Origin of the sequence: Arthrobacter sp. zg-Y1110 (assembly GCF_025244865.1) — a bacterium.
Lineage (GTDB): Bacteria > Actinomycetota > Actinomycetes > Actinomycetales > Micrococcaceae > Arthrobacter_B.
This window is the reverse complement of sequence record NZ_CP104272.1, coordinates 2,961,244-2,983,816: the sequence shown is the minus strand read 5'-3', so window position 1 is coordinate 2,983,816 and position 22,573 is coordinate 2,961,244. Positions and strand designations below refer to the sequence as shown.

23 protein-coding genes are annotated in these 22,573 nt (G+C 67.5%); 15 read left to right on the top strand and 8 right to left on the bottom strand.

Annotation, left to right across the window (positions count from 1 at the left end):
* Nucleotides 1–4 precede the first annotated feature (4 nt).
* Genes N2K99_RS13940 through N2K99_RS13930 form a run of 3 tightly spaced genes read left to right on the top strand, consistent with a single transcriptional unit; the run spans nucleotide 5 to nucleotide 1,546 of the window.
* Nucleotides 5–163 carry a DUF4177 domain-containing protein gene (locus tag N2K99_RS13940; RefSeq protein ID WP_227919175.1) on the top strand — a complete coding sequence of 53 codons (159 nt, stop codon included), beginning with the start codon at nucleotides 5–7 and terminating at the stop codon, nucleotides 161–163.
* On the top strand, nucleotides 160–642 hold the full coding sequence (locus N2K99_RS13935) for a RidA family protein (RefSeq protein WP_227919170.1): 483 nt from the start codon (nucleotides 160–162) through the stop codon (nucleotides 640–642). Before N2K99_RS13940 ends, N2K99_RS13935 begins: the two co-directional genes overlap by 4 nt.
* The gene (locus N2K99_RS13930; protein ID WP_227919168.1) at nucleotides 635–1,546 is read left to right on the top strand and encodes an NUDIX hydrolase; all 912 of its coding nucleotides are present in this window, start codon (nucleotides 635–637) and stop codon (nucleotides 1,544–1,546) included. The genes N2K99_RS13935 and N2K99_RS13930 overlap by 8 nt, the downstream gene beginning before the upstream one ends.
* A 102-nt stretch (nucleotides 1,547–1,648) precedes the next feature.
* Here N2K99_RS13930 and N2K99_RS13925 read toward each other — a convergent pair whose 3' ends face one another.
* Nucleotides 1,649–2,326 carry a Crp/Fnr family transcriptional regulator gene (locus tag N2K99_RS13925; RefSeq protein ID WP_146360700.1) on the bottom strand — a complete coding sequence of 226 codons (678 nt, stop codon included), beginning with the start codon at nucleotides 2,324–2,326 and terminating at the stop codon, nucleotides 1,649–1,651.
* 222 nt (nucleotides 2,327–2,548) lie between these two features.
* Between N2K99_RS13925 and N2K99_RS13920 the strand changes: the two genes are divergently transcribed.
* Nucleotides 2,549–3,730, top strand: coding sequence for a MarP family serine protease (locus N2K99_RS13920; RefSeq protein ID WP_227919166.1), 1,182 nt, complete (start codon nucleotides 2,549–2,551; stop codon nucleotides 3,728–3,730).
* 23 nt (nucleotides 3,731–3,753) lie between these two features.
* On the opposite strand, the gene N2K99_RS13915 is transcribed toward N2K99_RS13920, so the two are convergent.
* The 4 genes from N2K99_RS13915 to N2K99_RS13900 all read right to left on the bottom strand — a co-directional run bounded on the left by N2K99_RS13915 (nucleotide 3,754) and on the right by N2K99_RS13900 (nucleotide 7,214).
* Nucleotides 3,754–4,734, bottom strand: coding sequence for a DUF2332 domain-containing protein (locus tag N2K99_RS13915; protein WP_227932955.1), 981 nt, complete (start codon nucleotides 4,732–4,734; stop codon nucleotides 3,754–3,756).
* A 2-nt stretch (nucleotides 4,735–4,736) separates the two neighbouring features.
* The gene (gene aroQ, locus N2K99_RS13910) at nucleotides 4,737–5,204 is read right to left on the bottom strand and encodes a type II 3-dehydroquinate dehydratase (RefSeq protein ID WP_227932956.1); all 468 of its coding nucleotides are present in this window, start codon (nucleotides 5,202–5,204) and stop codon (nucleotides 4,737–4,739) included.
* Nucleotides 5,201–6,559, bottom strand: a complete 1,359-nt coding sequence (locus tag N2K99_RS13905) for an MFS transporter (protein WP_227932957.1) — start codon at nucleotides 6,557–6,559, stop codon at nucleotides 5,201–5,203. The genes aroQ and N2K99_RS13905 overlap by 4 nt, the downstream gene beginning before the upstream one ends.
* A gap of 79 nt (nucleotides 6,560–6,638) precedes the next feature.
* Nucleotides 6,639–7,214: a TetR/AcrR family transcriptional regulator gene (locus tag N2K99_RS13900; protein WP_227932958.1), complete on the bottom strand. Its 576-nt coding sequence runs from the start codon at nucleotides 7,212–7,214 to the stop codon at nucleotides 6,639–6,641.
* Nucleotides 7,215–7,307: 93 nt separating this feature from the next.
* On the opposite strand from N2K99_RS13900, the gene N2K99_RS13895 reads away from it, so the two are divergent.
* Nucleotides 7,308–7,730, top strand: coding sequence for an organic hydroperoxide resistance protein (locus N2K99_RS13895; protein ID WP_227919155.1), 423 nt, complete (start codon nucleotides 7,308–7,310; stop codon nucleotides 7,728–7,730).
* Between the two features lie 70 nt (nucleotides 7,731–7,800).
* Here N2K99_RS13895 and acs read toward each other — a convergent pair whose 3' ends face one another.
* On the bottom strand, nucleotides 7,801–9,789 hold the full coding sequence (gene acs, locus N2K99_RS13890) for an acetate--CoA ligase (protein ID WP_227932959.1): 1,989 nt from the start codon (nucleotides 9,787–9,789) through the stop codon (nucleotides 7,801–7,803).
* Nucleotides 9,790–10,094: 305 nt separating this feature from the next.
* On the opposite strand from acs, the gene N2K99_RS13885 reads away from it, so the two are divergent.
* From N2K99_RS13885 to N2K99_RS13875, 3 genes are all read left to right on the top strand, one after another.
* On the top strand, nucleotides 10,095–11,348 hold the full coding sequence (locus N2K99_RS13885; RefSeq protein WP_227919150.1) for a hypothetical protein: 1,254 nt from the start codon (nucleotides 10,095–10,097) through the stop codon (nucleotides 11,346–11,348).
* 143 nt (nucleotides 11,349–11,491) lie between these two features.
* Complete coding sequence (gene nth / locus N2K99_RS13880; protein WP_231709216.1) at nucleotides 11,492–12,220, top strand: endonuclease III; 729 nt, start codon at nucleotides 11,492–11,494, stop codon at nucleotides 12,218–12,220.
* Complete coding sequence (locus N2K99_RS13875; protein WP_374200030.1) at nucleotides 12,217–12,900, top strand: CoA pyrophosphatase; 684 nt, start codon at nucleotides 12,217–12,219, stop codon at nucleotides 12,898–12,900. The genes nth and N2K99_RS13875 overlap by 4 nt, the downstream gene beginning before the upstream one ends.
* Before the next feature lie 9 nt (nucleotides 12,901–12,909).
* On the opposite strand, the gene N2K99_RS13870 is transcribed toward N2K99_RS13875, so the two are convergent.
* On the bottom strand, nucleotides 12,910–14,622 hold the full coding sequence (locus N2K99_RS13870) for a bifunctional 3'-5' exonuclease/DNA polymerase (protein WP_227919146.1): 1,713 nt from the start codon (nucleotides 14,620–14,622) through the stop codon (nucleotides 12,910–12,912).
* Between the two features lie 116 nt (nucleotides 14,623–14,738).
* On the opposite strand from N2K99_RS13870, the gene N2K99_RS13865 reads away from it, so the two are divergent.
* Entirely contained in the window at nucleotides 14,739–15,005 is a 267-nt protein-coding gene (locus tag N2K99_RS13865) for a hypothetical protein (RefSeq protein WP_227919136.1), read from the top strand.
* A gap of 7 nt (nucleotides 15,006–15,012) precedes the next feature.
* On the opposite strand, the gene N2K99_RS13860 is transcribed toward N2K99_RS13865, so the two are convergent.
* The gene (locus N2K99_RS13860; RefSeq protein WP_227932960.1) at nucleotides 15,013–17,436 is read right to left on the bottom strand and encodes an alpha/beta fold hydrolase; all 2,424 of its coding nucleotides are present in this window, start codon (nucleotides 17,434–17,436) and stop codon (nucleotides 15,013–15,015) included.
* 244 nt (nucleotides 17,437–17,680) lie between these two features.
* Here N2K99_RS13860 and ssd point away from each other — a divergent pair, with 244 nt between their 5' ends.
* The 6 genes from ssd (at nucleotide 17,681) to N2K99_RS13830 (ending at nucleotide 22,532) form a co-directional block, all read left to right on the top strand.
* Nucleotides 17,681–18,853, top strand: coding sequence for a septum site-determining protein Ssd (ssd, locus tag N2K99_RS13855; protein WP_227919118.1), 1,173 nt, complete (start codon nucleotides 17,681–17,683; stop codon nucleotides 18,851–18,853).
* Nucleotides 18,854–18,855: 2 nt separating this feature from the next.
* On the top strand, nucleotides 18,856–20,100 hold the full coding sequence (locus N2K99_RS13850) for a TadA family conjugal transfer-associated ATPase (protein WP_257793639.1): 1,245 nt from the start codon (nucleotides 18,856–18,858) through the stop codon (nucleotides 20,098–20,100).
* 7 nt (nucleotides 20,101–20,107) lie between these two features.
* Complete coding sequence (locus N2K99_RS13845) at nucleotides 20,108–20,878, top strand: type II secretion system F family protein (RefSeq protein WP_227919113.1); 771 nt, start codon at nucleotides 20,108–20,110, stop codon at nucleotides 20,876–20,878.
* A complete protein-coding gene (locus tag N2K99_RS13840) occupies nucleotides 20,875–21,501 on the top strand; it encodes a type II secretion system F family protein (protein WP_227919111.1) in 627 nt (208 codons plus the stop codon). Before N2K99_RS13845 ends, N2K99_RS13840 begins: the two co-directional genes overlap by 4 nt.
* Nucleotides 21,502–21,651: 150 nt before the next feature.
* Entirely contained in the window at nucleotides 21,652–22,017 is a 366-nt protein-coding gene (locus tag N2K99_RS13835; RefSeq protein WP_227919108.1) for a DUF4244 domain-containing protein, read from the top strand.
* A 101-nt stretch (nucleotides 22,018–22,118) separates the two neighbouring features.
* Nucleotides 22,119–22,532, top strand: coding sequence for a TadE family type IV pilus minor pilin (locus tag N2K99_RS13830; RefSeq protein ID WP_227919106.1), 414 nt, complete (start codon nucleotides 22,119–22,121; stop codon nucleotides 22,530–22,532).
* Nucleotides 22,533–22,573: the final 41 nt, after the last annotated feature.

Genomic DNA, 22,573 nt, shown 5'->3' with positions numbered 1-22,573 from the left:
CCTTATGACCAAATGGGAATACTTCATTACGCCTCTTCCACTGCACACACCCGGCCAAGTGCTCAATATGCACGGGGACGAAGGTTGGGAACTGGTACAGATCGCTTCGGCGCCGAACGGAACCGGTTCCGTTGCCTACATGAAACGCGAAAAAAACCAGTGACCGGCGCTGCCGGTGCAGTCTCGGCTGTTGAGGTCAGGCTCCGGGAACTGGGCCTGAGCCTTCCCGCCGTCGCGTCCCCGGTGGCCGTCTACGTTCCGGCCATGATCACCGGAAACCTCGTCCACACATCCGGCCAACTGCCGTTTGTGGACGGGGTCCTGCCGGCCACGGGCAAGGTCGGTGCCGAAGTGGGCGCAGAGGATGCCGCGTCCTACGCGGCCATCTGCGCCGTCAATGCCCTGGCCGCCGTGAAGGCTCAGATTGGTGACCTAGACCGCGTGGTACGTGTGGTCAAGGTGGTGGGCTACGTCGCCTCCGACCCTTCCTTCACCGGCCAGCCGGCCGTCATTAACGGTGCTTCCGAGCTGCTGGGAAATGTCTTCGGCTCCGCGGGAAGCCATGCGCGTTCCGCCGTCGGCGTGGCGGTCCTGCCTCTGGACGCGCCTGTTGAAGTAGAAATGATCGTTGAATTTGCCTAACTCCTCAGTCCGGCTTTTCCCGGTAGCCCCCGCGGACCGGGTGGCGGCCCAGACTTGGTTCGAGCGCCCCGACCGCACGCCCCGCAAACCGCGGCTGGCGTCCTCGGTGGTGCTGCTGCGGGACTCCCCGCGGGGTACCCAGACGTACCTTTCCTATCGGCGCGGCGAATCGCCCCTGGGCAAGGTCGCCTTCCCGGGCGGCAGCATCGAAGAGAACGACGACGCGCAGGTCGCTTGGTACGGTCCGGCCCCGGCACTGTGGGCGAAGTCCATGGGCGCCGACGACGCCCGGCACGCCCGCCGCCACGTCGTGGCCGCAATCCGCGAGTTGTTCGAAGAAACCGGAATCCTGCTGGCCGGCCCTGACGAGTCCACCCTGTTGGAAAGCAACCGCGGCCCGGAATGGATGGCTGCACGGACGGCCATTGCCACCCAGGAGGCATCCTTCCTGGAGCTGCTTGGTAAGCGCGGACTCGGTCTGCGAACGGACCTTCTGCGCCCGCTCTCCAACTGGCACAGTGCCGACTTTGCGCTCCGGCGCTTCGATACCCGCTACTTTGCCGCGGTCCAGCCGGTGGGCCAGGACGCCACCCTGCTGGAGGGTAAAGGTGTCTGGGCAGACTGGAAACCGGCGGCGGAAGTCATTGCCGCGCGGGACAGCACCGAGCTGGGCGACGAAATCGGCCAGCCGGACACGTCCGGGCTGACCCTGGGCGAACTGGTGGTTCCCGCCGTCGAACTCACCCTGGAAAAGGTAGCGTCCGCCCGAGGCTGTATCGCTTATCTTTCAAGCCGCCGGCCCGCAGCCGTCTACCAGCCGGAACTGGTCGAGGTTGACGGAAAGCCCTGCGTAGCCGTTCGTGCGGGTGGCGGCACCGAAGGATCCTCCCAGCACGGGCGCTAGCCGGCTGCGGCCCGGCCGGTGCACAAACGTGCACGGTTCTCAACCAACAACGGCGGCGCCGGTCCCAGGGACCGGCGCCGCCGTTGTTGGTGTTTCTTGCCTTTAGCGGGAGCGCTGGCGCAGCCGCTGGACGTCAAGAATGACAACCGCGCGGGCTTCCAGGCGCAGCCAGCCACGCTGGACAAACTCGGCGAGGGCCTTGTTCACCGTTTCGCGGGAGGCGCCAACCAGCTGGGCCAGTTCCTCCTGGGTGAGCTCGTGCGCAACCAGGATGCCGTCGGTCGCGGGACGGCCGAAGCGGTCCGCCAGGTCCAACAGCGCCTTTGCCACGCGGCCCGGAACGTCGGAGAACACGAGGTCCGCCAGGGACTCGTTCGTGCGGCGAAGCCTGCGGGCCAGTGCCTGCAGCAGCTGGACGGAAACCTCGGGGCGGGTTTCAATCAGGGCGCGCAGGTTCTCGTGGCGGAGGCCCGCTAGGCGGGTTTCGGAAACGGCGGTTGCCGTGGCGTTCCGGGGCGAGGGATCAAAGAGGGCCATCTCGCCGAACAGTTCGCCCGGGCCGAGGATCGCCAGCAGGTTTTCCCGGCCGTCCGGGGCGGAGCGGCCAAGCTTGATCTTGCCGGAGACGATGAAATAGAGCTGGTCGCCCTGATCGCCTTCGCGGAAGACGGAGGCGCCGCGTGAGAGGTCGACCTCAGTGAGCTCTTCGGTCAGGGCGGCGAAGACGTCGTCTCCCAGAGAGGCGAACAACGGCGCGCGGCGCAGTACCTCGATATCCATGAAATCTCCTGTAAATAGTGGTCTCTCCTTATTATCTTGCCGCACGTCACCCCCTAGTGATACCTGAAGCACGTTTGTTCACTGATAGGTGCGAAAAAGAGGGCAGGACCACAAGCGCGGGAGCAATCCTGATAACGGCTTCCGCAGGTTGTCCCTATAAACTCGCAACTGCAGCGGTCTTCCACCGCCGGGCCACCCCGATTGACACGCTTGGAGCTCTTTGTGCTCGGACTGACACTTCTGGACATCATCCTGCTCCTCGTCCTGCTCTTCTACCTCGTTGCAGGACTGCGCAACGGACTGGTGGTGACCCTCGGCGGGATCGTCGGATTCGTTGCCGGCGCCATTGGCGCCTTTTTCGCGATTCCGCTGGTTGCCGAATGGGTTCCGGATAACGGCTGGCGGCTGACGGTGGTCATTGCCACGGCCGTCGTCCTCGTGCTCGTGGGCCACGCAGCCGGGGCCGCGCTTGGCGGCATGATCCGCAGGTGGCTGAATTTCCCGCCGCTGAGGTTCCTGGACCGCGTACTCGGCGGTGCAGCCAACCTTGCAGTGGCAGCGCTGGTCATGGCCATGCTTGCCTTTAGCGTGACGACGCTGGGCGTTCCGTTCCTGTCCCAGCAGATTGCCGCCTCGAAGGTACTCACCACCATTGACGATGCCACCCCCGAGCAGGTGAAGACCTGGAGCGCGCAGATTCGTTCCTTCACTGTCTCCGAGGGGCTGCCGACCATCCTTGACAGCGCCGCACCCCAAACGGCTGTCCCGCCCAGCGCGGAGGTGGACTCCGCGGAGCTGCGGACCGCATCGGCGTCGGTCCTCAAAATCACCGGCACGGCGTACCAGTGCGGACAGAACCAGACAGGGTCAGGTGTTGTGGTGGCGGATGACCGCGTGCTTACGAACGCCCACGTGGTTGCCGGCGTGAACGAACCAGTGGTGGAGGTTCCCGACGGCAGCGTGCTGCCCGGACGGGTGGTCCACTTCGATTCAGCCCGCGACCTGGCCGTCCTCGCGGTGGAAGGCCTCGACGCCGATCCCGTCCCCGTGGGTGAGCCGCTTGAAGCCGGCACCACCGCGGCCTTTGCCGGGTACCCGGCGGGCGGCCCGTTCCGGCTGCAGGCCGCAAGTGTCGAGGGCCTGTCCAACGTGTCCGTCCGGGATATCTACGGAACCTCCCCCTCGGTGCTGGAGGTCTACACCCTGGCCGCGAACGTGCAGCAGGGTAATTCCGGCGGGCCGCTGCTGGGCATGGACGGCAGCCTCGCCGGCATCATTTTCGCTAAGACCACCAGCGACCAGCCCATCGGCTATGCCCTCTCACTGGCTGAAGTCGGCCCGGTGGTTGATGCCGCGCCGGGTTATGACAGCCCGGTTTCGGCCGGTCAGTGCACCAGCAAATAAAAACAGACGACAGCAGTACCCCGCTATAGCCAGTGCAGGGACTGCCCGTGCGCTCCGGTGCGGGCCACGGCCCTGCCGTTGTGGTGCAGGACGAACAGTCCGGGTTCCGTACCGTGTTCAGGCTCTGCCGGCCCCGGAAGAGCGCCGCTGCCCTCGTTGGAGATCCAATGCACCGGGCGTGCGGGGATATCCACATAGCTGGACACCGTGTCCCGGAAGATTTCCCGGTCCGGCTTCGGAACGTAGGCAAGGACGGCGGTGTGGAACACAACGACGGCGGCCTCGGGCGGGGCTGCTTCAATCAATCCGGCGATTTCGGCGTTGAGGTCCCCCTGGACGATCCGGGCGGGGGAGCAGCCGGCGGTTTCGGCCGCTGCCTTCAGGAGTGTCCGGCGGTCTTCCATGCCGGGCCAGATCAAGGCATCCAACCAGGCGAGGTCTTCGGGGTCGGCAGGGTCCAGCGGCGACAGATCCACCCCGGTGCGGTGGATGATTTCGGGACAGGACCGCGGCAGCGGCGGGTTGCCGGTGGTCGTGCAGTCCAGGATTAGGTCCGCGCGGCCCGGATTGTTGAGGAGGTCGCCGTCGTCGTACCGGTAACCGTAGCGGTCCGGATACAGGCACAGCCCGGCGGAAGCGCCGACTTCGATCAGGGCCAGCGGGCGACCCTCCGTCCGCGCGATCTCGGCGAACAGGGGAAGGAGGACGGCGCAGCGGCGGGGTTCGTTGGTCTGCGTGCTCCGGCGCAGGATGACCGTCCGGATGTCTTCCCAATGCTCCTGCAGGAAGGAACGGAACTGCGCGTAGGGTCCGGCGGCGGCGCCACGGCTCCGGGCGGCCGCCAGCACGAGGTTGGGTTGGCGCTTGGCCTCCGGAAGGGCGTCAATCAGCTCCAGCACCTCAGGATCCGCGCTGATAGCCGCGGTCCACTGCTCATACACATCGGAGGATCCCCGGGCCTCGAATTCGGCGAACCGGGCATACCGCTGCGCAGTGGCGGCCATGGCTACTCCGCGGACTGCCCGGCGGCGGCGGACCCGATCAGGTAGTCCACCGCCATGCGGTAGCCACTGATACCGGCCCCGCAGATCACTACCTCCGCCACCGCGGAGACGAAGGAGTGGTGGCGGAACTCCTCGCGGCGGTGGATGTTGCTCAGATGAACCTCGACCACCGGAAGTTCCACGCCGGACAACGCGTCCGGGATGGCCACCGAGGTGTGGCTGTAGGCAGCGGGATTGATGACAATGCCGTCCGCGGTGCCACGCGCCGCGTGGATGGCATCGATCAGATCGCCTTCGTGGTTGGACTGGACGCAGTCCACGGTCCAGCCGTGGGCGGAGGCCGCGGCCATGGCCGCGGCCTCCACATCCGCCAGGGTGGAGCTGCCGTAGATCGCCGGTTCGCGGGTGCCCAACAGGTTCAGGTTGGGGCCGTTTAGGACGAGGAGGTTGCGGGTGCCGGCTGAAGTCATGGCTTAACTATGCCGGAGCTCAGATCAGAAGGCTGCACTGCGGCCGTGTTGCGCGCTGTCATGCGGCGGGCGGCCAGCGCGCCGGCAATGGTGATCAGGGACATCAGGGCCAGGACGACGCCGGGGTGCCACCACGCACCGCCGGTTGCGTTGGAGAACACCTGGGTGATGGACGGGGTGAATCCGGAGAGGATGCCGGCCAGGCTGTAGGCCAGGGACATGGCGGTGAACCCGGTTCGGGCCGGGAACAGATCCGCCATCAATCCCCCCAGTGCCGCCCACGCCGCCGTCGGCGCGATCCCGCCGATCAGGATGGTCAGGATGTAGACCGGCGCGGTGGCGTTGCTGATGATGAAGTACAGCGGGAAGGAGATCAGCAGGGTGGCAACGGCCCCGGCCATCACCATCCGCGCCGAACCGATCCGGTTGGCCAGGAAACCGAAGGCGGGGATGGTTGCCAGCTGCAGCACCGAACCGACCAATGCCGCGTTCAGGACCGTGGATTCGGACAGCCCAAGCACCGTTGTCCCGTAGGACTGGGTGTAGGTGGTCATCAGGAAGTAGGAGCCGATACCCAGCAGCGCAGCCGCGGCCGCCACCAGGACCGCAGCCCACTGGGTGCGGAGCACCTCCAGCAGCGGAACCCGGGTGATCTGGTGCGCCTGTGCCACGCCCTTGAAAACGGGGGTTTCATCGATGGCCAGCCGCAGGTACAGGGCGATGCCCATAAAGGGGAAGGCCAGCAGGAACGGAATGCGCCAGACCCCGGCTGCCAGGTCCTCGTCGGAAACCTGGGTAAGCAGCAGGAAGATGCCGGTGACCATGATGGTGCCTACCGGCGAACCGATCTGCGGAATGGCCGCGTACAGCGCCCGCTTTCGGGGAGCGGCGTGCTCGGTGGCAATCAGGATGGAACCGCCCCATTCACCCCCGACAGCCAGGCCCTGGAGGAGGCGCAGCGCCACCAGCAGCAGCGGCGCCCAGATCCCGATGGTGTTGTAGTCCGGCAGCAGGCCCACGGCTCCGGTGGCGGTACCCATCAGGACGATGGTTCCGATCAGGGACGTTTTGCGTCCTACCCGGTCACCGATGTGGCCGAAGAGAATGGCGCCCAGGGGTCGGGCGATGAAGCCCATGCCCAGGGTGAGGAAGGACAGCAGGATGCCTGTTGCCGCATCCACGTCTGGGAAGAAGATCCGGTTCAGGATCAGGGCTGCGGCGGTGCCGAAAACATAGAAGTCGTAGGACTCCAAAGCAGTGCCGATAAACGATGCGCCCGCAACTTTGCGGGCCATCTTGGAAGAGGAGGGGGTGGGGGAAGCGGGCAGTGCGGCCGCTGCGGGTGTAGTAGACACAGACAGGAATTGTCCTAGCAGTGGAGGGTTTCACCAAGTCCATGAGTCCAACGTCACACTGGTCCGGATTTCGGCGGAGCTAGGAGGACTGTCCCGGCTCCGGAAGGTGCGGGAGGACCAGTGCCTTTCCGGCCGTGATCAGTGCCGGTTCGACGGCGGTGCCGTCCGCCACGTATCCGTGCACCATTGCGCCGTCCCGCAGCATCAGCAGCTGGTCCGCGAGCTGTCCGGCGTCCGCGGCGCCCAGTTGCTCCAGCCGTTCGCTAACGAGGGCATGCAGCCACGCGCGGTGCTCGGAAACAACCACCCGGACGGGATGGCCCGGGTCCGGATATTCCGCCGCCGCATTGATGAACGGGCAGCCGCGGAAGCCTGCACTGCAGGCCTCGGAACCCATCGCTTCGGCGAACTGCAGCAGCCCGGTGCACGGATCCGGGTCCAGCTCCGCTGCCCGCGCCCGCATCGCCGCCGACTGCTCCCGCAGGTAGGCGACCACGAGGTCATCCTTCGAGCGGAAGTAGCGGTAGAAGGTCACCTTCGTGGTGCCGGCAGCGGCAATGATCTTGTCGGCACTGACTGCCCGGATGCCCTCTCGGTAAAACAGGAGGGAGGCCCGTGCCAGGATCCGCTCCCGCACGGGTGTAGCTGCCGTCATGGGTCCCCTCATTCGTTGTTCCTCATTTGCAGTAGACGTACTAGTTAGTCTACCTTGAGGTCTACCAAGTTTTCCCCACAAAAGGAGTTCCCCATGAGCGCTTTGTACACTGCCGCCGCCACCGCCACCGGCGACGGCCGCAACGGTGAAGCCCGTACCAGCGACGGCAAGCTCGAGGTGAACCTGTCCACTCCGACCGAAATGGGCGGTTCCGGCGAAGGCACGAACCCGGAGCAGCTTTTTGCCACCGGCTACGCCGCATGCTTCCTCTCCGCACTGAAGATGATTGCCCGCGCGGAAAAGGCACCCATCTCGGATGCCGCCGTGACGGCGGACGTCAGCATCTTCAAGAACGACGACGGCGGCTTCAAGCTGGGCGTTGAACTCCACGTGGAGATGTCCGGCGTCGACGAAGCCACTGCGGACAAGCTGACCCAGGCCGCCCACCAGGTCTGCCCCTACTCCAACGCCACCCGCGGCAACATTGACGTGTTCCTGGACGTCACCGTCGGCTAAGTCGCACAGGGTTAAACAACAGCAGGTGCCGTCCCGATCAGGGGACGGCACCTGCTGTTTTCTGCGGGGCCTACTTCTTGAGGGAAGCCGCGATCTGCTGCATCACTGTATTGTCAGCCAGCGTGCTGGAATCGCCGGCTTCGCGTCCCTCGGCCACGTCCTTGAGCAGGCGCCGCATGATCTTGCCGCTGCGGGTCTTGGGCAGCTCGGGGACCACCAGGATATGCCGCGGCTTGGCGATGGGGCCGATTTCCTTGCCAACGTGGTTGCGCAGGGTGGTGACAATGTCGTCGTCGTCCTTGGCGCTGCCGCGAAGGATCACGAAGGCCACCACGGCTTCGCCGGTGGTGTCGTCCGCGGCCCCGACGACGGCGGCCTCGGCCACCGACGGGTGGCTCACCAGCGCGGACTCGATCTCCGTGGTGGAGAGCCGGTGGCCGGAAACGTTCATCACGTCGTCCACGCGGCCCAGCAGCCAGATATCGCCGTCCTCGTCCTTCTTGGCACCGTCCCCGGCGAAGTACATGTTGTCGAACCGGGACCAGTAGGTTTCCTTGAACCGTTCCGGGTCGCCCCAGATACCGCGCAGCATGGACGGCCACGGCTCCTTGACCACCAGGAATCCGCCGGAACCGTTGGGGACCGGCTCGCCCATCTCATCGACGACGTCCACCGAGATGCCGGGCACGGCCACCTGTGCCGAACCCGGTTTGGTGGCCGTGATGCCGGGCATGGGGGCGATCATGTGCGCACCGGTCTCGGTCTGCCACCAGGTGTCCACGATCGGGGCCGGGTTTTCCTTCTTGCCGCCGTTGGCGCCGATGACCTGCCGGTACCACATCCAGGCTTCGGGATTGATCGGCTCGCCCACCGAACCCAGGACCCGGATGGATTCGAGGTTGTACTTCTGGGGGATATCCCGGCCCCACTTCATGCAGGTGCGGATGGCGGTAGGAGCCGTGTAGAGGATGGACACCTTGTACTTCTCCACCAGCTCCCACCAGCGGCCCTGGTGCGGGGTATCCGGGGTGCCTTCGTAAATCAGCTGCGTGGCTCCGTTGATCAGCGGGGCGTAGGTGACGTAGCTGTGGCCGGTAACCCAGCCGATGTCCGCGGTGCACCAGTACACGTCCGTTTCGGGGTGCAGGTCGAAGGTATTCAAGTGCGTAAAGGCCGTTTGGGTGAGGAACCCGCCGGTGGTGTGCAGGATGCCCTTGGGCTTACCCGTGGTTCCCGATGTGTAGAGGATGAACAGCGGATGCTCGGAGTCGTGGGCTACGGGGGAGTGCTCGGCGCTCGCGGTGTCCACAACATCGTGCCACCAGCGGTCCAGGCCGTCGTTCCATTCCACGGGCTCCCCGTTGCGGCGGACCACCAGCACGTTTTCGACGGTATGGCCGTCCTTGGCGAGGGCTTCGTCCACGGCGGGCTTGAGTGCGCTGGGCTTGCCGCGGCGGTAGGAACCGTCCGCCGTGACCACAAGCTTCGCCTCGGCGTCGTCGATCCGGCTGCGCAGGGCGTCGGCGGAGAAACCGCCGAAGACCACCGAGTGCACGGCGCCGATCCGGGCGCAGGCCAGCATGGTGATGACCGCTTCGGGGATCATCGGCAGGTACACCGCCACGCGGTCGCCCTTGGTGACACCCAAGGATTCGAACGCGTTCGCCGCCTTCTTGACCTCTTCGGTCAGCTGCGCATAGGTGTAGGTGCGCGTATCCCCGGGTTCGCCCTCGAAGTAAATGGCCACCCGGTCTCCGCGGCCTTCTTCGACATGCCGGTCCAGGGCGTTGTACGCCGCGTTGAGTTTGCCGCCGACAAACCATTTGGCGAACGGAGCATCAGTCCAGTCCAGCGCCTGGGTGAAATCCTGTTCCCAAGAGAGAATGCTCCGTGCCTGCCGCGCCCAGAACTCGGGCCCATCGGCTGCCGCTTCCTCATACAGCGAGGGACGGGCCACTGCGGATGCTGCAAATTCGGCACTCGGCGGGAAGCTGCGGCTTTCATGCAGCAGGTTCTCGAAGGCGTCTCCGTGCTTCTTTGCAGGGGACTGATCAGACATGGTTGAACCCTTTCACTTCGCTGAAAATCCATCACTAGGGGAATCGTGCATGGCTGCAAACCACCCTATCCCCGGTTTTATGCCACTGTGTCCGCGCTCACATAATCAGTCACAAAACGGCGCGATTATGCGGTGAGCGGTATGTCACTCCGCCGGGACGCGCCGCCCCTGCGCTAGTCTGCCTCGCCGTCGTTGATTAGGCTGTCTGAAGGAAGCAACCGCCTACGTACCGTAGATGCGCACCTCCAGTTCTTGACCGCACCCCGTGCGGTCAAGGGACAGGGGGGTCGTGAATGGAGATCAGTATGAACAACCCCCCTGTTGAGAACGAGGCCCGCACCACGGCCGGATCTTCGGAAACCGGCGGACATCCCTCCGCGACGGACAAGGGCCTGCCGGCACATCCGGCCGCCACGGACCAGGAAGCCCTCGTTGGGCCCTTCGGGCTTCGCGACACCGTTGTAGGCGGCTCGGTCCTCGTGATGCTCGTGGGCAGCATCCTGCCGTTCTTCACGGTGACCCGTCTCGGGTTTGAAGAGGACTTCAACCTTTGGAATGCGTTTTCCCTGTTCTTCATCGGCATCGGCATCCTGCTGCCGCTGCTGGTAGCCGGACTGTTTGCCGGCCGCCGCCTCGCGCCCACGATGAAGCCCCGCGTAGGATCGCTCTCCCTGGACCAGTTCGCCTCCGTGGCAGCTGTGCTGGCCCTGGCTTTCTTCTTCATCCAGACGGTGACCGATTTCAGCGTCGGCGCGATGGTCGCGCTGGTCGGTTCCCTGGGCCTGGTGGTGTCCACCACCCTGGCGCCGCACCTTCCCTTCTTTGCCCGGGAATTCCGTAACCGCCCCGAAGCTGCCGCGGCGCTGACTGCCCGCGATGCTTTGCCGCTGCGTCCGCGTCCGGCCCGCCCGAAGCCTGAAGCGAAGCCGGAGACGGAGAACGCCGCCGGTGCCCGCCGTTTCACCAACCCGCTGCGCCGCAACGAGGACGCCCGCACCACCGTGCATGACGCGCCGAGCCAGAGCGGCACCGATGTTTCCGCTCCGGGCGGCACCGCCGTCGTCGGAACCCCCACCGCCGGGGCGGCAGCAGCCGCTCCCGCCACCTCCGCGCACGCTGCATCCACCCCCTCGACGCAGGTTTCCCCCGCCACGGCATCACCGGCTACGCAGGCGCAGCCCGCTGCCGCTCCGGCCGCCGGAATGCAGGCCGAGGAACCCATGGCCGCCACGACCGTGAATCCGGTGGTCCGCGACGCCGGAACCCCCGAAGCGTCCGCAGCAGGGGCCCACGAAGCCGAAGCCGGCAACGCGGAACCCATTACCGCTACCCGTGACGAGTCCGAGGCAGTGGTGGAAGCCTTCTGGTTCGCCGTGGGCACGCCGCGCCAGATTGTGGACGAGCGCACCGGCCTGCCGCTGTTTATGTTCCACCCGGGTGACTGGGAACTGGGCCTTGAGGACCGCGGTGACGAATTCCTGGTCCAGGACAAGCGCACCGGGCGCATCGGCGTGCTGCGCGACCTCAGCAACATTGAGCGCGTCGACGCCGACCAGTAGGCCGTTCGCAGCAGGGCCGAACAGCATCAGGGGCCATCAGCAGCATCCAACCGTCAGTAGAAGGACACCCAGCAGTGGCAAAGGCAACCGGCAGCGATCCGTCCCTCCTCGCTTTGAAGCGGAGGGCACGGCGGATCAACCGGATGCTCGGCGAGGTTTATCCCTACGCCGTGGCCGAGCTGGACTTCACCAACGCGTTTGAGCTGCTGGTGGCCACTGTGCTTTCGGCGCAGACCACGGACATCCGGGTCAATGCCGTCACGCCCATCCTCTTTGCCCGGTACCCCGATGCCAAGGCGATGGCGGAGGCCGACGAGGAGACGCTGCAGGAGATTCTCCGGCCCACCGGATTCTTCCGTGCGAAAGCGGCCAGTGTGAAAGCACTGTCCACCCGGCTGGTCGATGAGTTCGACGGCGAAGTGCCGGACCGGCTCGAAGACCTGGTCACCCTGCCCGGCGTCGGCCGGAAGACCGCCAACGTGGTGCTGGGCAATGCCTTCGGCGTTCCCGGAATCACGGTGGACACCCACTTCGGGCGCCTGTCCCGCCGGTTCGGCTGGACCACCGCCACAGACCCGGTGAAGGTGGAGGAAGACGTCGCGGCGCTGTTCGAGCCGAAGGACTGGACCCCGCTTTCCAACCGGGTGGTGTTCCACGGCCGGCGGGTCTGCCACGCCAAGAAACCAGCCTGCGGCGCCTGCCCCGTCGCCCAGCTCTGCCCCTCCTACGGTGAAGGCGAAACGGACCCCGCGAAGGCACGCAAACTGCTCAAGTATGAGCTGGCGCCCGGCCGCGAGGAACTGCACGCCCGGATGATGGCCGCCGAAACCCGGGCCCAGCTGCGGGCCGCCGGCTTCGGCCTGGAAGCATGAGCGCCTACGCCGATCTGCGGGCGCTGGGTGTCTCCGCAGCCGCCCGCACCACCTACTTCGACGCGAACCTGGAACTGATGCGACGCAGCGTGGACCCGGCCACGGCCCGCCGTGCCGCCGTGCTGATCCTCTTCGGCAACCTGGATGACAAGCCAGCGGACTTCCGTTCCGCCGGGGTCCCCGCCGAACTCGATGTCCTGCTGGTCGAGCGGGCAGCCACACTCAACGACCACCCCGGCCAGGTGGCCTTTCCCGGCGGCTCCCTGGATGCCGCCGACGCCGGCCCGGAAGCCGCAGCCCTGCGCGAAGCCCGGGAGGAAACGGGATTGGACCCCGACGGCGTTACGGTCCTCGGGACCCTGCCGGAGGTGGGACTGCCCGTCAGCAACTTCCTGGTCACCCCGGTGCTGGGCTGGTGGGACCGGCCCACGCCGGTGGACGTGGTGGACTACGGGGAATCGGCATCGGTGTTCCGCGTACCGGTGGCCGACCTGCTCAATCCGGAAAACCGGCGCACCGCCGTCATCACGAACGGCTCTCGGACGTACCGTTCGCCGGCCTTCCGCGTGAACGGAGTGCTGGTGTGGGGCTTCACCGGCATCACCCTCAACGCCGTGCTGGATGAACTGGGCTGGACCCTGCCCTGGGATGAGAGCCGGGAAATCGTTCCGGCTCTCTAGCCTGCGCTGCTACTTGGCGTCCGCGTAGGAGTCCACGGCAACGGCTACCACCGGGAACTCCAGCGGAATCGGCCCGAACAGCAGCCGTGTGGCTGCCGACGCGGCCTCCGTCACCAGTGCGCTGACCTCCTCGACCCGTTCGGCAGGCACCTGGAGCATCACCTCGTCATGCAGGAAAAACACCAGTTCTCCTGCAGGGGCGGACGACGACGCCGCCCGCAGCCGCCGTCGTATCTCCGCCAGCCAGCACAGCGCCCATTCCGCCGCCGTCGCCTGGACCACGAAGTTGCGGGTGAACCGGCCCTGGGCGCGGGCCAGCGAATCTGCGCGGCGTTGTTCCTCGGCGCTGGTGCTCTGCTGGGCGCGGACCCAGCGTTCCGATACCGGCGGCGAACTGCGGCCCAGGTGGCTGCTCACCACCTGCCCGGCTTCACCCGCCCGGGCGCCGCGTTCCACCACGCCGATGGCCTGCGGGTAGGCGCGGGTCAGCACCGGCATCAGCCGGCCCGATTCCCCGCTGGTGGCCCCGTACATGGCCCCGAGCATTGCCATCTTTGCCTTGGCCCGGTCGCCGTCGAAACTGCGGTCTGCGATGCCCTGATAGAGGTCCTTGCCGCGGGCCGCTGCCGCCAGAGCATTGTCCTGCCCCAGGGCGGCGAGGACACGGGGTTCCAGCTGCGCTGCGTCGGCCACGATGAGCCGGTGGCCGGGGTCCGGGCGAACGGCGTCCCGTACCGTCTTGGGAATCTGCAGCGCACCGCCGCCGCGGGAGGCCCAGCGACCCGACACCACGCCGCCCACTACGTATTCGGGCCGGAAGCGGCCGCCGTCCACCCAGGCATCCAGCCAGGCCCACCCGTTGGCGGTGAGGAGCCGGGAGAGCTTTTTGTACTCCAGCAGCGGCTCGATGGCGGGATGGTCCTGCTGCTGCAGCTCCCAGGAGCGGGTGCTGCGGACCTCGATGCCGGCGCGGTGCAGGGCCCGCAGCAGCTCCTGCGGGGAGTCCGGGTTGAAGCCGGGGTTGCCCAGCAGCAGGCGCAGCTCGGCAACAAGCTGTTCGAGCTTTTCGGGGCGCTGGCCCTCCGGCGGCCGCTCGCCGAGGCTCTCCCGGAGCATGGCCTCGTGAATGTCCCGGCGCCACGGAATGCCGGAGTGTTCCATTTCCACGGCGATCAGGCCGCCGGTGGACTCCGCGACGGCCAGCAGGTTCAGTTTCGCCGGCGACGTGGAACGGGCGATCGCATCCAATTGGTCCGCCAATTCGGCGGCGAGCTCGGCAGCGGTGGCCTGCTGCGGACCGGCCGCCGCTCCGGCGGGGGCGTCGAGCGTATCGAAGATGGAGGTCTGGTCGGGGGAGTGCTGGACCGGGAGCAGCTGGCGGGGCGCCGGGTCTGGAGCCTCTTCCGCGGCGCGCAGTTTTTCGATGTAGGGAGTGGAGGGCACCGACTCGGCGAACCGCAGGATCCCGCGCACCAGTGCGAGGTCGTGGCAGCGCTCCACCGTGAGTCCGGCAGCCAGCAGCCGGGAATAGACTGCGCGGGCAGAGTCCCAGACCCAGCGGACCGGCTGTTGTTCATAGTGCCGCACGGCCGCGGGCAACCGGTCTCGGGTAATCACGACGGCGGGCGCGGACGGAAGGCCGGCGTCGTCGGTTTCCTGCAGGGTCCAGGTCTCGTCCTTCGCCTGGGCAGCGCCGGTGCCGGGTGCGAGGACGATGTACATGCTTCTATTCTCACCCGGAACCGCGGCACCGTGCTTTAGCCGCTTCGGTCGCGGGGAAACCTGCGGCGCGGCGATAGGGGAGACTGGAAGCTCACCAACTCTCAGGGCGGAACCACTTGATCACTCTTCAGCAGGACAATGACGGCTTTATTCGGATGGACCGGCATTTCCCGGCCTCCGCTTCCATCGCGGTCCGCTTCAGCGACGGCACCAGCGAAGTGCTCACCGGTGCCCGGCTGAATCAGGCGTACGACGACGCCGTGGCCGTTTTCCGCGCAAAGAACCACCTGGATGCCAAGGGTTTCTCCCGCGTACCGAAGAAGGTTTTCCCCGGCGCCAACAAGATCAATGTCGTTCCGGTGCAGCCCGGGATGGGCGACTAGCTCAAACTCAGGCGGAATCCGCGGTGCGGGCACCCAGGTGCCCGGCGACGAGCCTCAGCAGTTCGGGCACCACCGCGGGGGAGAAGTAGTGGCCCATTCCGGGGATCGTGGCCAGCCGTGAGCCGGGAATGGCGGCCACCGTCGCCGCGCCCCCGCTGGGATGCACAATCGGATCCCGGTCGCCGTGGATTACAAGCGTCGGAACCCGGATTCCGGCCAGGGCCCCGGTGCGGTCGGCGGAGGCATTGATAGCACCGAGCTGCCGGGCCCGGGCCGCCCCGCCGTCCGGATAGGCTCCGCGGTCCCAGGCCAGGCCGGCCAGTTCGGCTTCCGTCGCCGGATCCGCCGGGTTGGTCCGCCCGGAAAGATGACGCATCAGGGCTACCCGTGCCCGGATGAACTCCTCGCGGGTCCTCGGAGGCCGTGCCGCGAACCGGCGCTTAGTGGAGAAAGTTGCGCCACCCACGTCCCGGGCTCCGGTGGTGGAGATGATGGAGGTCAGGGTCAGGACGCGGTCCGGGTGATGGGCGGCCACGGACTGGGCGATCATGCCGCCCAGCGACATCCCCGCCACATGGGCCCGGCCCACCTGCAGGTGTTCGAGCAGCCCCGCGACGTCGTCGGCCATGTCCTCAATCCGGTAGGCGCCGGGCATCGGCCGGGCCAGCACCTGATGCAGCAGGGTGGGTGTGGGGGTGTCCATCCGGCAGGAGCGTCCGACGTCGCGGTTATCCGGCCGGATGACGCGGTAACCGGCAGCGGTCAGGCCCTGCACGAATGCGGCCGGCCACGCCTCCAGGTCCAGGCCGAGGCCGGACAAAAGGACCACCGGCTCGCCGTCGTCGGGCCCCTCGATCCGGTAACACAGCCGCAGCCCGGACCCGAGGGTGACGAACCGGTCCTCCGCCGAATTGTCGGCCCCGCCGGCGTCACCGCTGAAGTGCAGGTACTCATCCGCCAGCGCACCTTTCTGCAGGTCCCTCCGGTCGGCCAGGAAGTTCATGGTCATCAGCCAGGGAGCCTGGTCGCCCTGCCGGGGCAGGGAAGAAAGGCTGCGCTGGACGTAGCCGGCGCCAAAGTCCAGCAGCGGCCGGGTATGCATGTCCGGCGGCGCGACGGGGACGGCCGATGTGTAGCCGTGCCGGTCCATGGAGCTGAGCAGCCGCGAGAACCACTGCGTCAGCAGCCCGACCTTTAGCGTCCAGGAAGCGTTGGTGTAACCGATGGCGAACGCCATGTTGGGGATGCCGCTGAGCATCACTCCGCGGTAGGCGACGTGCTCGGCCAGGTTTACCGGCACGCCGTCGAGCTTTAATTCCATACCGCCCAGCACCTGGACGGTGAATCCGGTGGCGGTCACCACGACGTCGGCCTCCACCTCTTCACCGGAAGCCAGCCGGAGGCCGCGCTCGGTAAACCCGGTGGTCCGGCCGGTCACCACGGTTGTGTTGCCGCTGCGCAGGGCGGTGAAGAAATCGCCGTCCGGCACCGCGCACAGCCGCTGGTCCCACGGCCGGTACGGCGGGTTCAGGTGCTTATCCAGCTCAAAACCCTCCGGTACATTACGGGCCTGGGTACCGCGGATGAGCTTCCGGGCCAGGTCCGGCCAGCGCTGGCAGAACACCCAGATGGCACGCTGCCGGCGGGCGCTGACCTCGGCCATGATCCGGCCGGTCCGTTCGGGCCCGACGACGCCGCGCAGCCGCCGGGCCAGCGGATCCTCCGCCGGGACGGGAAGGATATAGGTAGGCGTGCGCTGGACCATTGTCACGCGGGCGCCCAGCTCCGCCAGCGCCGGAACGAGGGTGACGGCCGTGGCTCCGCTGCCAAGCACGGCAATCCGTTTCCCTGCGACGTCCAGGTTCTCGGGCCAGTGCTGCGGATGCACCACCGGTCCGGCGAACAGTTCCCGCCCGGGCAGCTCCGGCGCGTAGCCCTCCCCGTAGCGGTAGTAGCCGGCGGCGTTGAAGATCCAGCCGGCGGTGAGATGCAGGATTTCCCCGGTTCCCACCGGTTCGGCCGGGGCAAGGTCAGGGCCGGCTTCCGGCGTCCGGGTGCGCTCGACCGTGACGGTCCAGCATGCGTCCCGGCTGGACCAGTCCGCGGAGAGCACGCGGTGGTGGTACCGGATCAGGGAATCCACGCCGTATTCTGCGGCGGTCTCCTTGAGGTAATGCAGGATGCTCGGGCCGTCGGCAATGGCTTTCTCTTCACGCCACGGGCGGAAGTCATAGCCGAAGGTGTAGAGGTCCGAGTCGGAGCGGATCCCGGGGTAGCGGAACAGGTCCCAGGTGCCGCCTGCGCGGCCGCGGGTCTCCAAGAGGGCGACGGAACGGCCCGGATGGTCCATGCGCAGGCGGCAGGCCGCGCCGATGCCGCTCAGGCCGGCGCCGATGACCAGCACGTCCAGGTGTTCCATATCGGTTTCCATGACTCCCCGCTTCCTTCGCCGGCGCGCCGCTGCGCCGGGATGTCGGTGCCGAAGCGTTCCTGCCGGATAGTCCGCTCCCGGTTAGCGCCGACCCTATCGGATTCCTCCGACGGTAGCCGATGCAGCCGGAGGCAGCCTGACCCGGCGGGACCTTTCCTCCACAACCTTCTTGCCGGCGGCACTTTCTAATGGTGTTTCGGCCGGCAGATACATCAGACCGGTCCGTGGTGCGACGGTTGGGCGCATGGACATGGAACGAGGTGGGCCGGGCGCCGGCCGCGCACGGACCCGACGGCTGCCGGAAACGCGGTCCGGCCGCAGGCTGTCGGGCACGGCGGGCGGGGACGCCGCCGTCGCTGTGCTCGTGGCCGGGGACCAGGCGCTGCAGGATGAAGTGGCCCGGGTCGCTGCAGCTGCGGGCGTGGAAATTCCCGTGGCTCCGGGTATCCCCGAGGCGATGGCGTTGGCACCGGATGTGCTGCTGTTGGGCAGCGGGCACCTCCGGTTCCTGGCCGAACAAGGAGGACCGTGGCGCGCGCTCGCCGCTGCGGGAGCCGGTTCGGCAGGAACGGGGAAACCCGAGGTCATTGTGGTCAGCCTGGCGGAGGACTCCGCCGTCTGGGACGCAGCTGCGGGAAGTTCTGCGGGCCGGGTCGCGGTTCTCCCCGCAGCAGCCGGCTGGCTCGCGGGCTTTCTGGGCAGACGGCGCAGCCTCTCCGGAGGTACGGTCCTGGGTGTCTTGGGCGGCGGCGGAGCCGGCACCTCCACCGTGGCGTGCTGGTTGAGTGCCAATGCCGCTGAGATCGGCCAATCGGTGCTGTTGCTGGAGGGGGATGCCTGGGGAGCCGGCTTGGAGTGGGCCCTGGGCGCTGCAGATCTGGAGGGAATCCGCTGGCCGGATTTGGAGGGGCTAAGCGGCAGCCTGAATCCCGTGCAGCTCGCGGCCGGTTTACCGGCGCTCGCAGGCTTTTCGCTTCTGGGCAGGGGGACGGGGATACCTCCGGCTGATGAGGCAGTTGCCACTGCAGTCGTGGATGCAGCGCGGAGCGGATATCAGCTGACCGTTGTTGATTTGGGCCGAACCGTCGGCGCAGCGTCGCTGCTGCGTTTCTGCGACCAGGTGCTGTTGGTGGTGCCGGGCCGGACCGGCGGGGTCCTGGGGGCGCAGGCGTTGCTGCGGTATCTCCGGGAGGTACCGGCCTACGTAGTGGTGCGCGGTCCGCTCGGGAACGGATTGGACGAAGTCCTGGTGGCCGAAGCCCTGGGGTTGCCGCTGGCCGGTTACCTCCCCTTCCAACGGGGAACGGGCCGGGAGTACGGCCAGGTACTGGCGGGTGCGGGGCGCCCGCGGATCAGGCGCGTGTCAAAGCGGATTCTGGCGACGGTGGTGCCCGTGCCGGTTGGAGCGGCGCCGTGAGTATGTCCGGTGCCGGAAGCGGCGGAGTGCACCGCCAACGGCTGGGTCAGCCGCTTGGCCAACCGCTTGGTCCGGATCCGCTGTTGGCACGGGTGCGGGACCGGATGCTGGCACGCTCCGAACCGGTGACCGGAGCACGGCTCGCGGCAGCGGTGCAGGCGAGCGGCCAGCTGCTGGGTTCCGAGGGGACACTGCACGCGGTGGACCGCATGCGTGCCGAGCTGCAGGGCCTGGGGCCGCTTCAGCCGCTGGCATTGCTTCCCGGCGTAAGCGACATCCTGGTGAACGGTCCGGACCGGGTCTGGGTGGATGCCGGCCGCGGCTTGGAACTGACCGCTATCCGGTTTGCCTCCGATTCGGAGGTGCAGGCCCTTGCCACGCGCCTGGTGGCGGCCGGGGGTCGGCGGCTGGACGATTCCTGTCCCTGCGTCGATGTCCAGCTGCAGGGGTACCGCGTGCATGCAGTGCTCCGCCCGGTTTCCACCGGGGCTACGCTCCTCTCGGTCCGAATTCACCGGAGCCGGTCTTTCACCCTGGCGGAACTGACACGCGGCGGAACCCTGGACCGGGAGTGTGAAGCCCTGCTCCGCGCCATTGTCCGCCGACGCTTGAACTTTCTCGTCAGCGGAGCCACCGGCACCGGGAAAACGACGCTTCTCTCCACGTTGCTTTCCATCAGTGGTCCGCAGGAACGGCTGGTGCTGGTGGAGGACGCAGCCGAACTGGAACCGGACCATCCCCACGTGGTGGGCCTGCAGAGCCGGCACGGAAACGTGGAGGGCAGCGGGGTATTGGATCAGGCCGAACTGGTGCGGCAGGCCCTGCGCATGCGGCCGGACCGCCTCGTGGTGGGCGAGTGCAGGGGAGCCGAGGTCCGGGAACTCCTGGCAGCGCTGAACACCGGCCATGACGGTGCCGGCGGAACCATTCACGCCAACTCTGCCGCGGGAGTGCCGGCCCGGTTGGTGGCATTGGGTGCACTTGCCGGTATGGCGCCGGAAGCAGTGGCACTGCAGGCGGCAGCAGCGCTGGACGTGGTGGTCCATCTGCACCGGTCGGCCGGCACCCGCACCATTGCCGAGATTGCGGTCCTGATGATCGCCGACGGAAAACTGACTGCCGTTCCGGCCCTGGTCCTCAGCGGAGGGAAATACCGGCGCGGCAGCGGGTGGTCCGAGCTCGAACAGCGGCTGGAGGTACGGGCAGCCGCTGAAAACGGTGCCGGATCCGTGCCGGCAGGCCGTTAGTGTCGGCGTGGCAGGGCTGACCGTCGCGGTACTCCTCGCCGCGGCAGCGGCCCTGACGCTCGGGGTTCCGCCGCCCCGGCCGCCGGTTGCCCGCCGCAGGTCTGCCCGCATACCGGACGGCCTTCTTCTACGACCACGACGGCGTCGCCCTCGCCGTCGCCGTCGCCCAAAACTCGACAGTGATGCCCCGGCACTGCTGGTGCGGGAACTGGCAGGGCTGCTGGCGGCGGGACGCTCGGCCCACCGGATCTGGGCGGATGCAGCCACACTGTACGAAGTCCCTGGCTCGGCGGAGACCCCCGTTCACCCCTTTTCCCCGGTGCTGAAGGCGGCCGCGGCGTCGGCAGCGCTGGGTCTTAGTCCCGTGCCGGTGCTTGCCGCCGCGGAGCGGGCAGGCAACGGGGAAACGGATCCGGCGCTGCAGCAGCTGTGGTCCGGTTTGGCTGTCTGCCTGCGCGTGTCGGAGCGGAGCGGCGCCCCGCTGGCCGCTGTGCTCAGCCGGTATGCCGGGCAGCTGGAAGCCGCCCGTGATGCCGCCTCGGACCGGGAGGCGGCAATGGCCGGCCCGCGTGCCACCATGCGGCTCCTGACCTGGCTGCCGGGCGGCGGGATACTCCTGGGCTACCTGCTGGGCGGCAACCCGCTGCAGATCCTGACAGCGACGCCGCTGGGGTGGCTTGCGGCGGCAACCGGAACCGGGTTCTGGCTGGCAGGGCGTCTATGGTCCTCACGGCTGGTGCGGAACGCCCAGGCTCCGGTGCAGGGCAATTCCGGATGACCGGCCTGCTGGTATTCGCGTTCCTTTCGACGGCTGCCCTGCTCCTGACCGGATCCGGCGGGCATCCGCGGCAGCAGCACCTCCGGCAGAGGACCGAACCCGGGTCGGAGGGCAGCACCGGCGACCCCGCCCTGATGCTGGACCTGATTGCGGCGATGTTGGAAGCGGGACAACCGCTGCCCTCGGCGTTGGCCATCCTGCGCGGCGGTGTGGACCCGGCTACGTCACGCGATCTTGAGCGGCTCCTTCGGGCGTTGGACCTCGGAATTCCCTGGGATGCCGCGTGGCAGTTGTCCGCCGTTTCCGCCCCCGCGGGAGCGCAGCCAGCGGGTGCGGAACCAGCGGACGCGGAACGGGTATCCCGGGCCAGCGGAATGCCAATCTCGGCACTCGCGGCACTCGGTCCGGCCCTGCGCTTCACGGCCGTTACGGGGGCCCCGTCAGCTGCGGTGCTTCATTCCCAGGCGGACGCCCTTCGACGGCGCCGACAGACGGAGAGCAGGCGGCGGGCAGCGGCGCTCGGGGTTCGTCTGGTGATGCCGCTGGGGCTGTGTTCGCTGCCCGCGTTTGTGGCTTTGACCGTGGTGCCGCTGCTGATGTCCCTGCTGCCGGGGTGGAATTGACCGGTTTGGGCAGGGCTGGTTTCACCTGTTTGTTCCTCCACAACCAGCCGCCGGACCGGGGTTGTCCCCATCGGTATCGGAGCTGCAACCGTCGGGTGGCGGCCGGAGGCAGGATCGAAGTTCAGACCCTTTCAGCAGGAGGAAAGACACATGCCACTCAGCACCAGATCCGTCTCCGCACCATCCCGAGACGCTGCCCCCTCCGAAATGGACGGGGGAGGACCGGGGCCAGCCTGCCCGAACCCGGAATCGGACGGCAGCCACGGGGCATACAGCCTGTCCGGGCGCACTGCCGCGGATAAACCCCGCCTGACACTGGTGAAGCCGCTGCCGGAAACGCAGGCACCGGCGGATCCGCCGTGGACCGACCGGGAGGCCGGTATGGCCACCGCCGAATATGCCATTGCCACACTGGCGGCCGTGGCTTTTGCGGGTTTGCTGGCCATCATCCTGGGCGGCGACGAGGTCCGCGGCATGCTGGTCTCGCTCATCCGGTCCGCACTGACTTTGGGGTAGGCGGAGGGAACGGAGCGCGGGAAAGTGCCAACGGGACAAACATGCCTGGACCAGCAATCACAGCGGAGTCAACGGGGATCACAGCCGGGAAACCACAGGACGTGAGGCAGAAGATGACAGCCGCCGGTTCGGCACGCGAGACTCCGAAACAGAGCGACCGGGGAGCGGTGACAGCCGAATTTGCGGTGGCGCTGCCAGCCATTGTGCTTGTCCTAGTGGGAGGCCTGACCGGTATTTCGGCAGGTATCACCCAGCTTCGGCTGGAGGAAGCAGCCCGGGCGGCGGCGCGTGAGGTCATGCGCGCAGATCAGCCCGCCGCGGCGGCTGCAGTTCAGCGGCTGGCCGGAGATTCGGCCGAGCTGATCCTTTCCGTTGAGGGGCGCTGGACCGCCGTGGAGGTCCGCAGCTCCCTGACCCTGCCCGTGCTGAGCCTGCTCCCGCTGGAACTCTCCGCGGACGCCGTCGCTTTCCCGGGGGACGGAGGCCTGCCGCATGGCATTCCGTCCACCGGATAAACCCCAATCCGACGTTGTGGCCGGAGCCCAAGGGGAAGCCG

Bases quoted from the DNA above. Each gene is read 5' to 3' on its own strand.
- nth (WP_231709216.1), top strand. From the start codon at position 11,492: ATGCTCGGCGAGGTTTATCCCTACGCCGTGGCCGAGCTGGACTTCACC.
- N2K99_RS13875 (WP_374200030.1), top strand. From the start codon at position 12,217: ATGAGCGCCTACGCCGATCTGCGGGCGCTGGGTGTCTCCGCAGCCGCC.
- N2K99_RS13900 (WP_227932958.1), bottom strand. From the start codon at position 7,214: ATGACGGCAGCTACACCCGTGCGGGAGCGGATCCTGGCACGGGCCTCC.
- ssd (WP_227919118.1), top strand. From the start codon at position 17,681: ATGGACATGGAACGAGGTGGGCCGGGCGCCGGCCGCGCACGGACCCGA.
- N2K99_RS13840 (WP_227919111.1), top strand. From the start codon at position 20,875: ATGACCGGCCTGCTGGTATTCGCGTTCCTTTCGACGGCTGCCCTGCTC.
- N2K99_RS13895 (WP_227919155.1), top strand. From the start codon at position 7,308: ATGAGCGCTTTGTACACTGCCGCCGCCACCGCCACCGGCGACGGCCGC.
- N2K99_RS13835 (WP_227919108.1), top strand. From the start codon at position 21,652: ATGCCACTCAGCACCAGATCCGTCTCCGCACCATCCCGAGACGCTGCC.
- aroQ (WP_227932956.1), bottom strand. From the start codon at position 5,204: ATGACTTCAGCCGGCACCCGCAACCTCCTCGTCCTAAACGGCCCCAAC.
- N2K99_RS13915 (WP_227932955.1), bottom strand. From the start codon at position 4,734: ATGGCCGCCACTGCGCAGCGGTATGCCCGGTTCGCCGAATTCGAGGCC.
- N2K99_RS13940 (WP_227919175.1), top strand. From the start codon at position 5: ATGACCAAATGGGAATACTTCATTACGCCTCTTCCACTGCACACACCC.
- acs (WP_227932959.1), bottom strand. From the start codon at position 9,789: ATGTCTGATCAGTCCCCTGCAAAGAAGCACGGAGACGCCTTCGAGAAC.
- N2K99_RS13860 (WP_227932960.1), bottom strand. From the start codon at position 17,436: ATGGAAACCGATATGGAACACCTGGACGTGCTGGTCATCGGCGCCGGC.
- N2K99_RS13885 (WP_227919150.1), top strand. From the start codon at position 10,095: ATGAACAACCCCCCTGTTGAGAACGAGGCCCGCACCACGGCCGGATCT.
- N2K99_RS13870 (WP_227919146.1), bottom strand. From the start codon at position 14,622: ATGTACATCGTCCTCGCACCCGGCACCGGCGCTGCCCAGGCGAAGGAC.
- N2K99_RS13850 (WP_257793639.1), top strand. From the start codon at position 18,856: ATGTCCGGTGCCGGAAGCGGCGGAGTGCACCGCCAACGGCTGGGTCAG.
- N2K99_RS13925 (WP_146360700.1), bottom strand. From the start codon at position 2,326: ATGGATATCGAGGTACTGCGCCGCGCGCCGTTGTTCGCCTCTCTGGGA.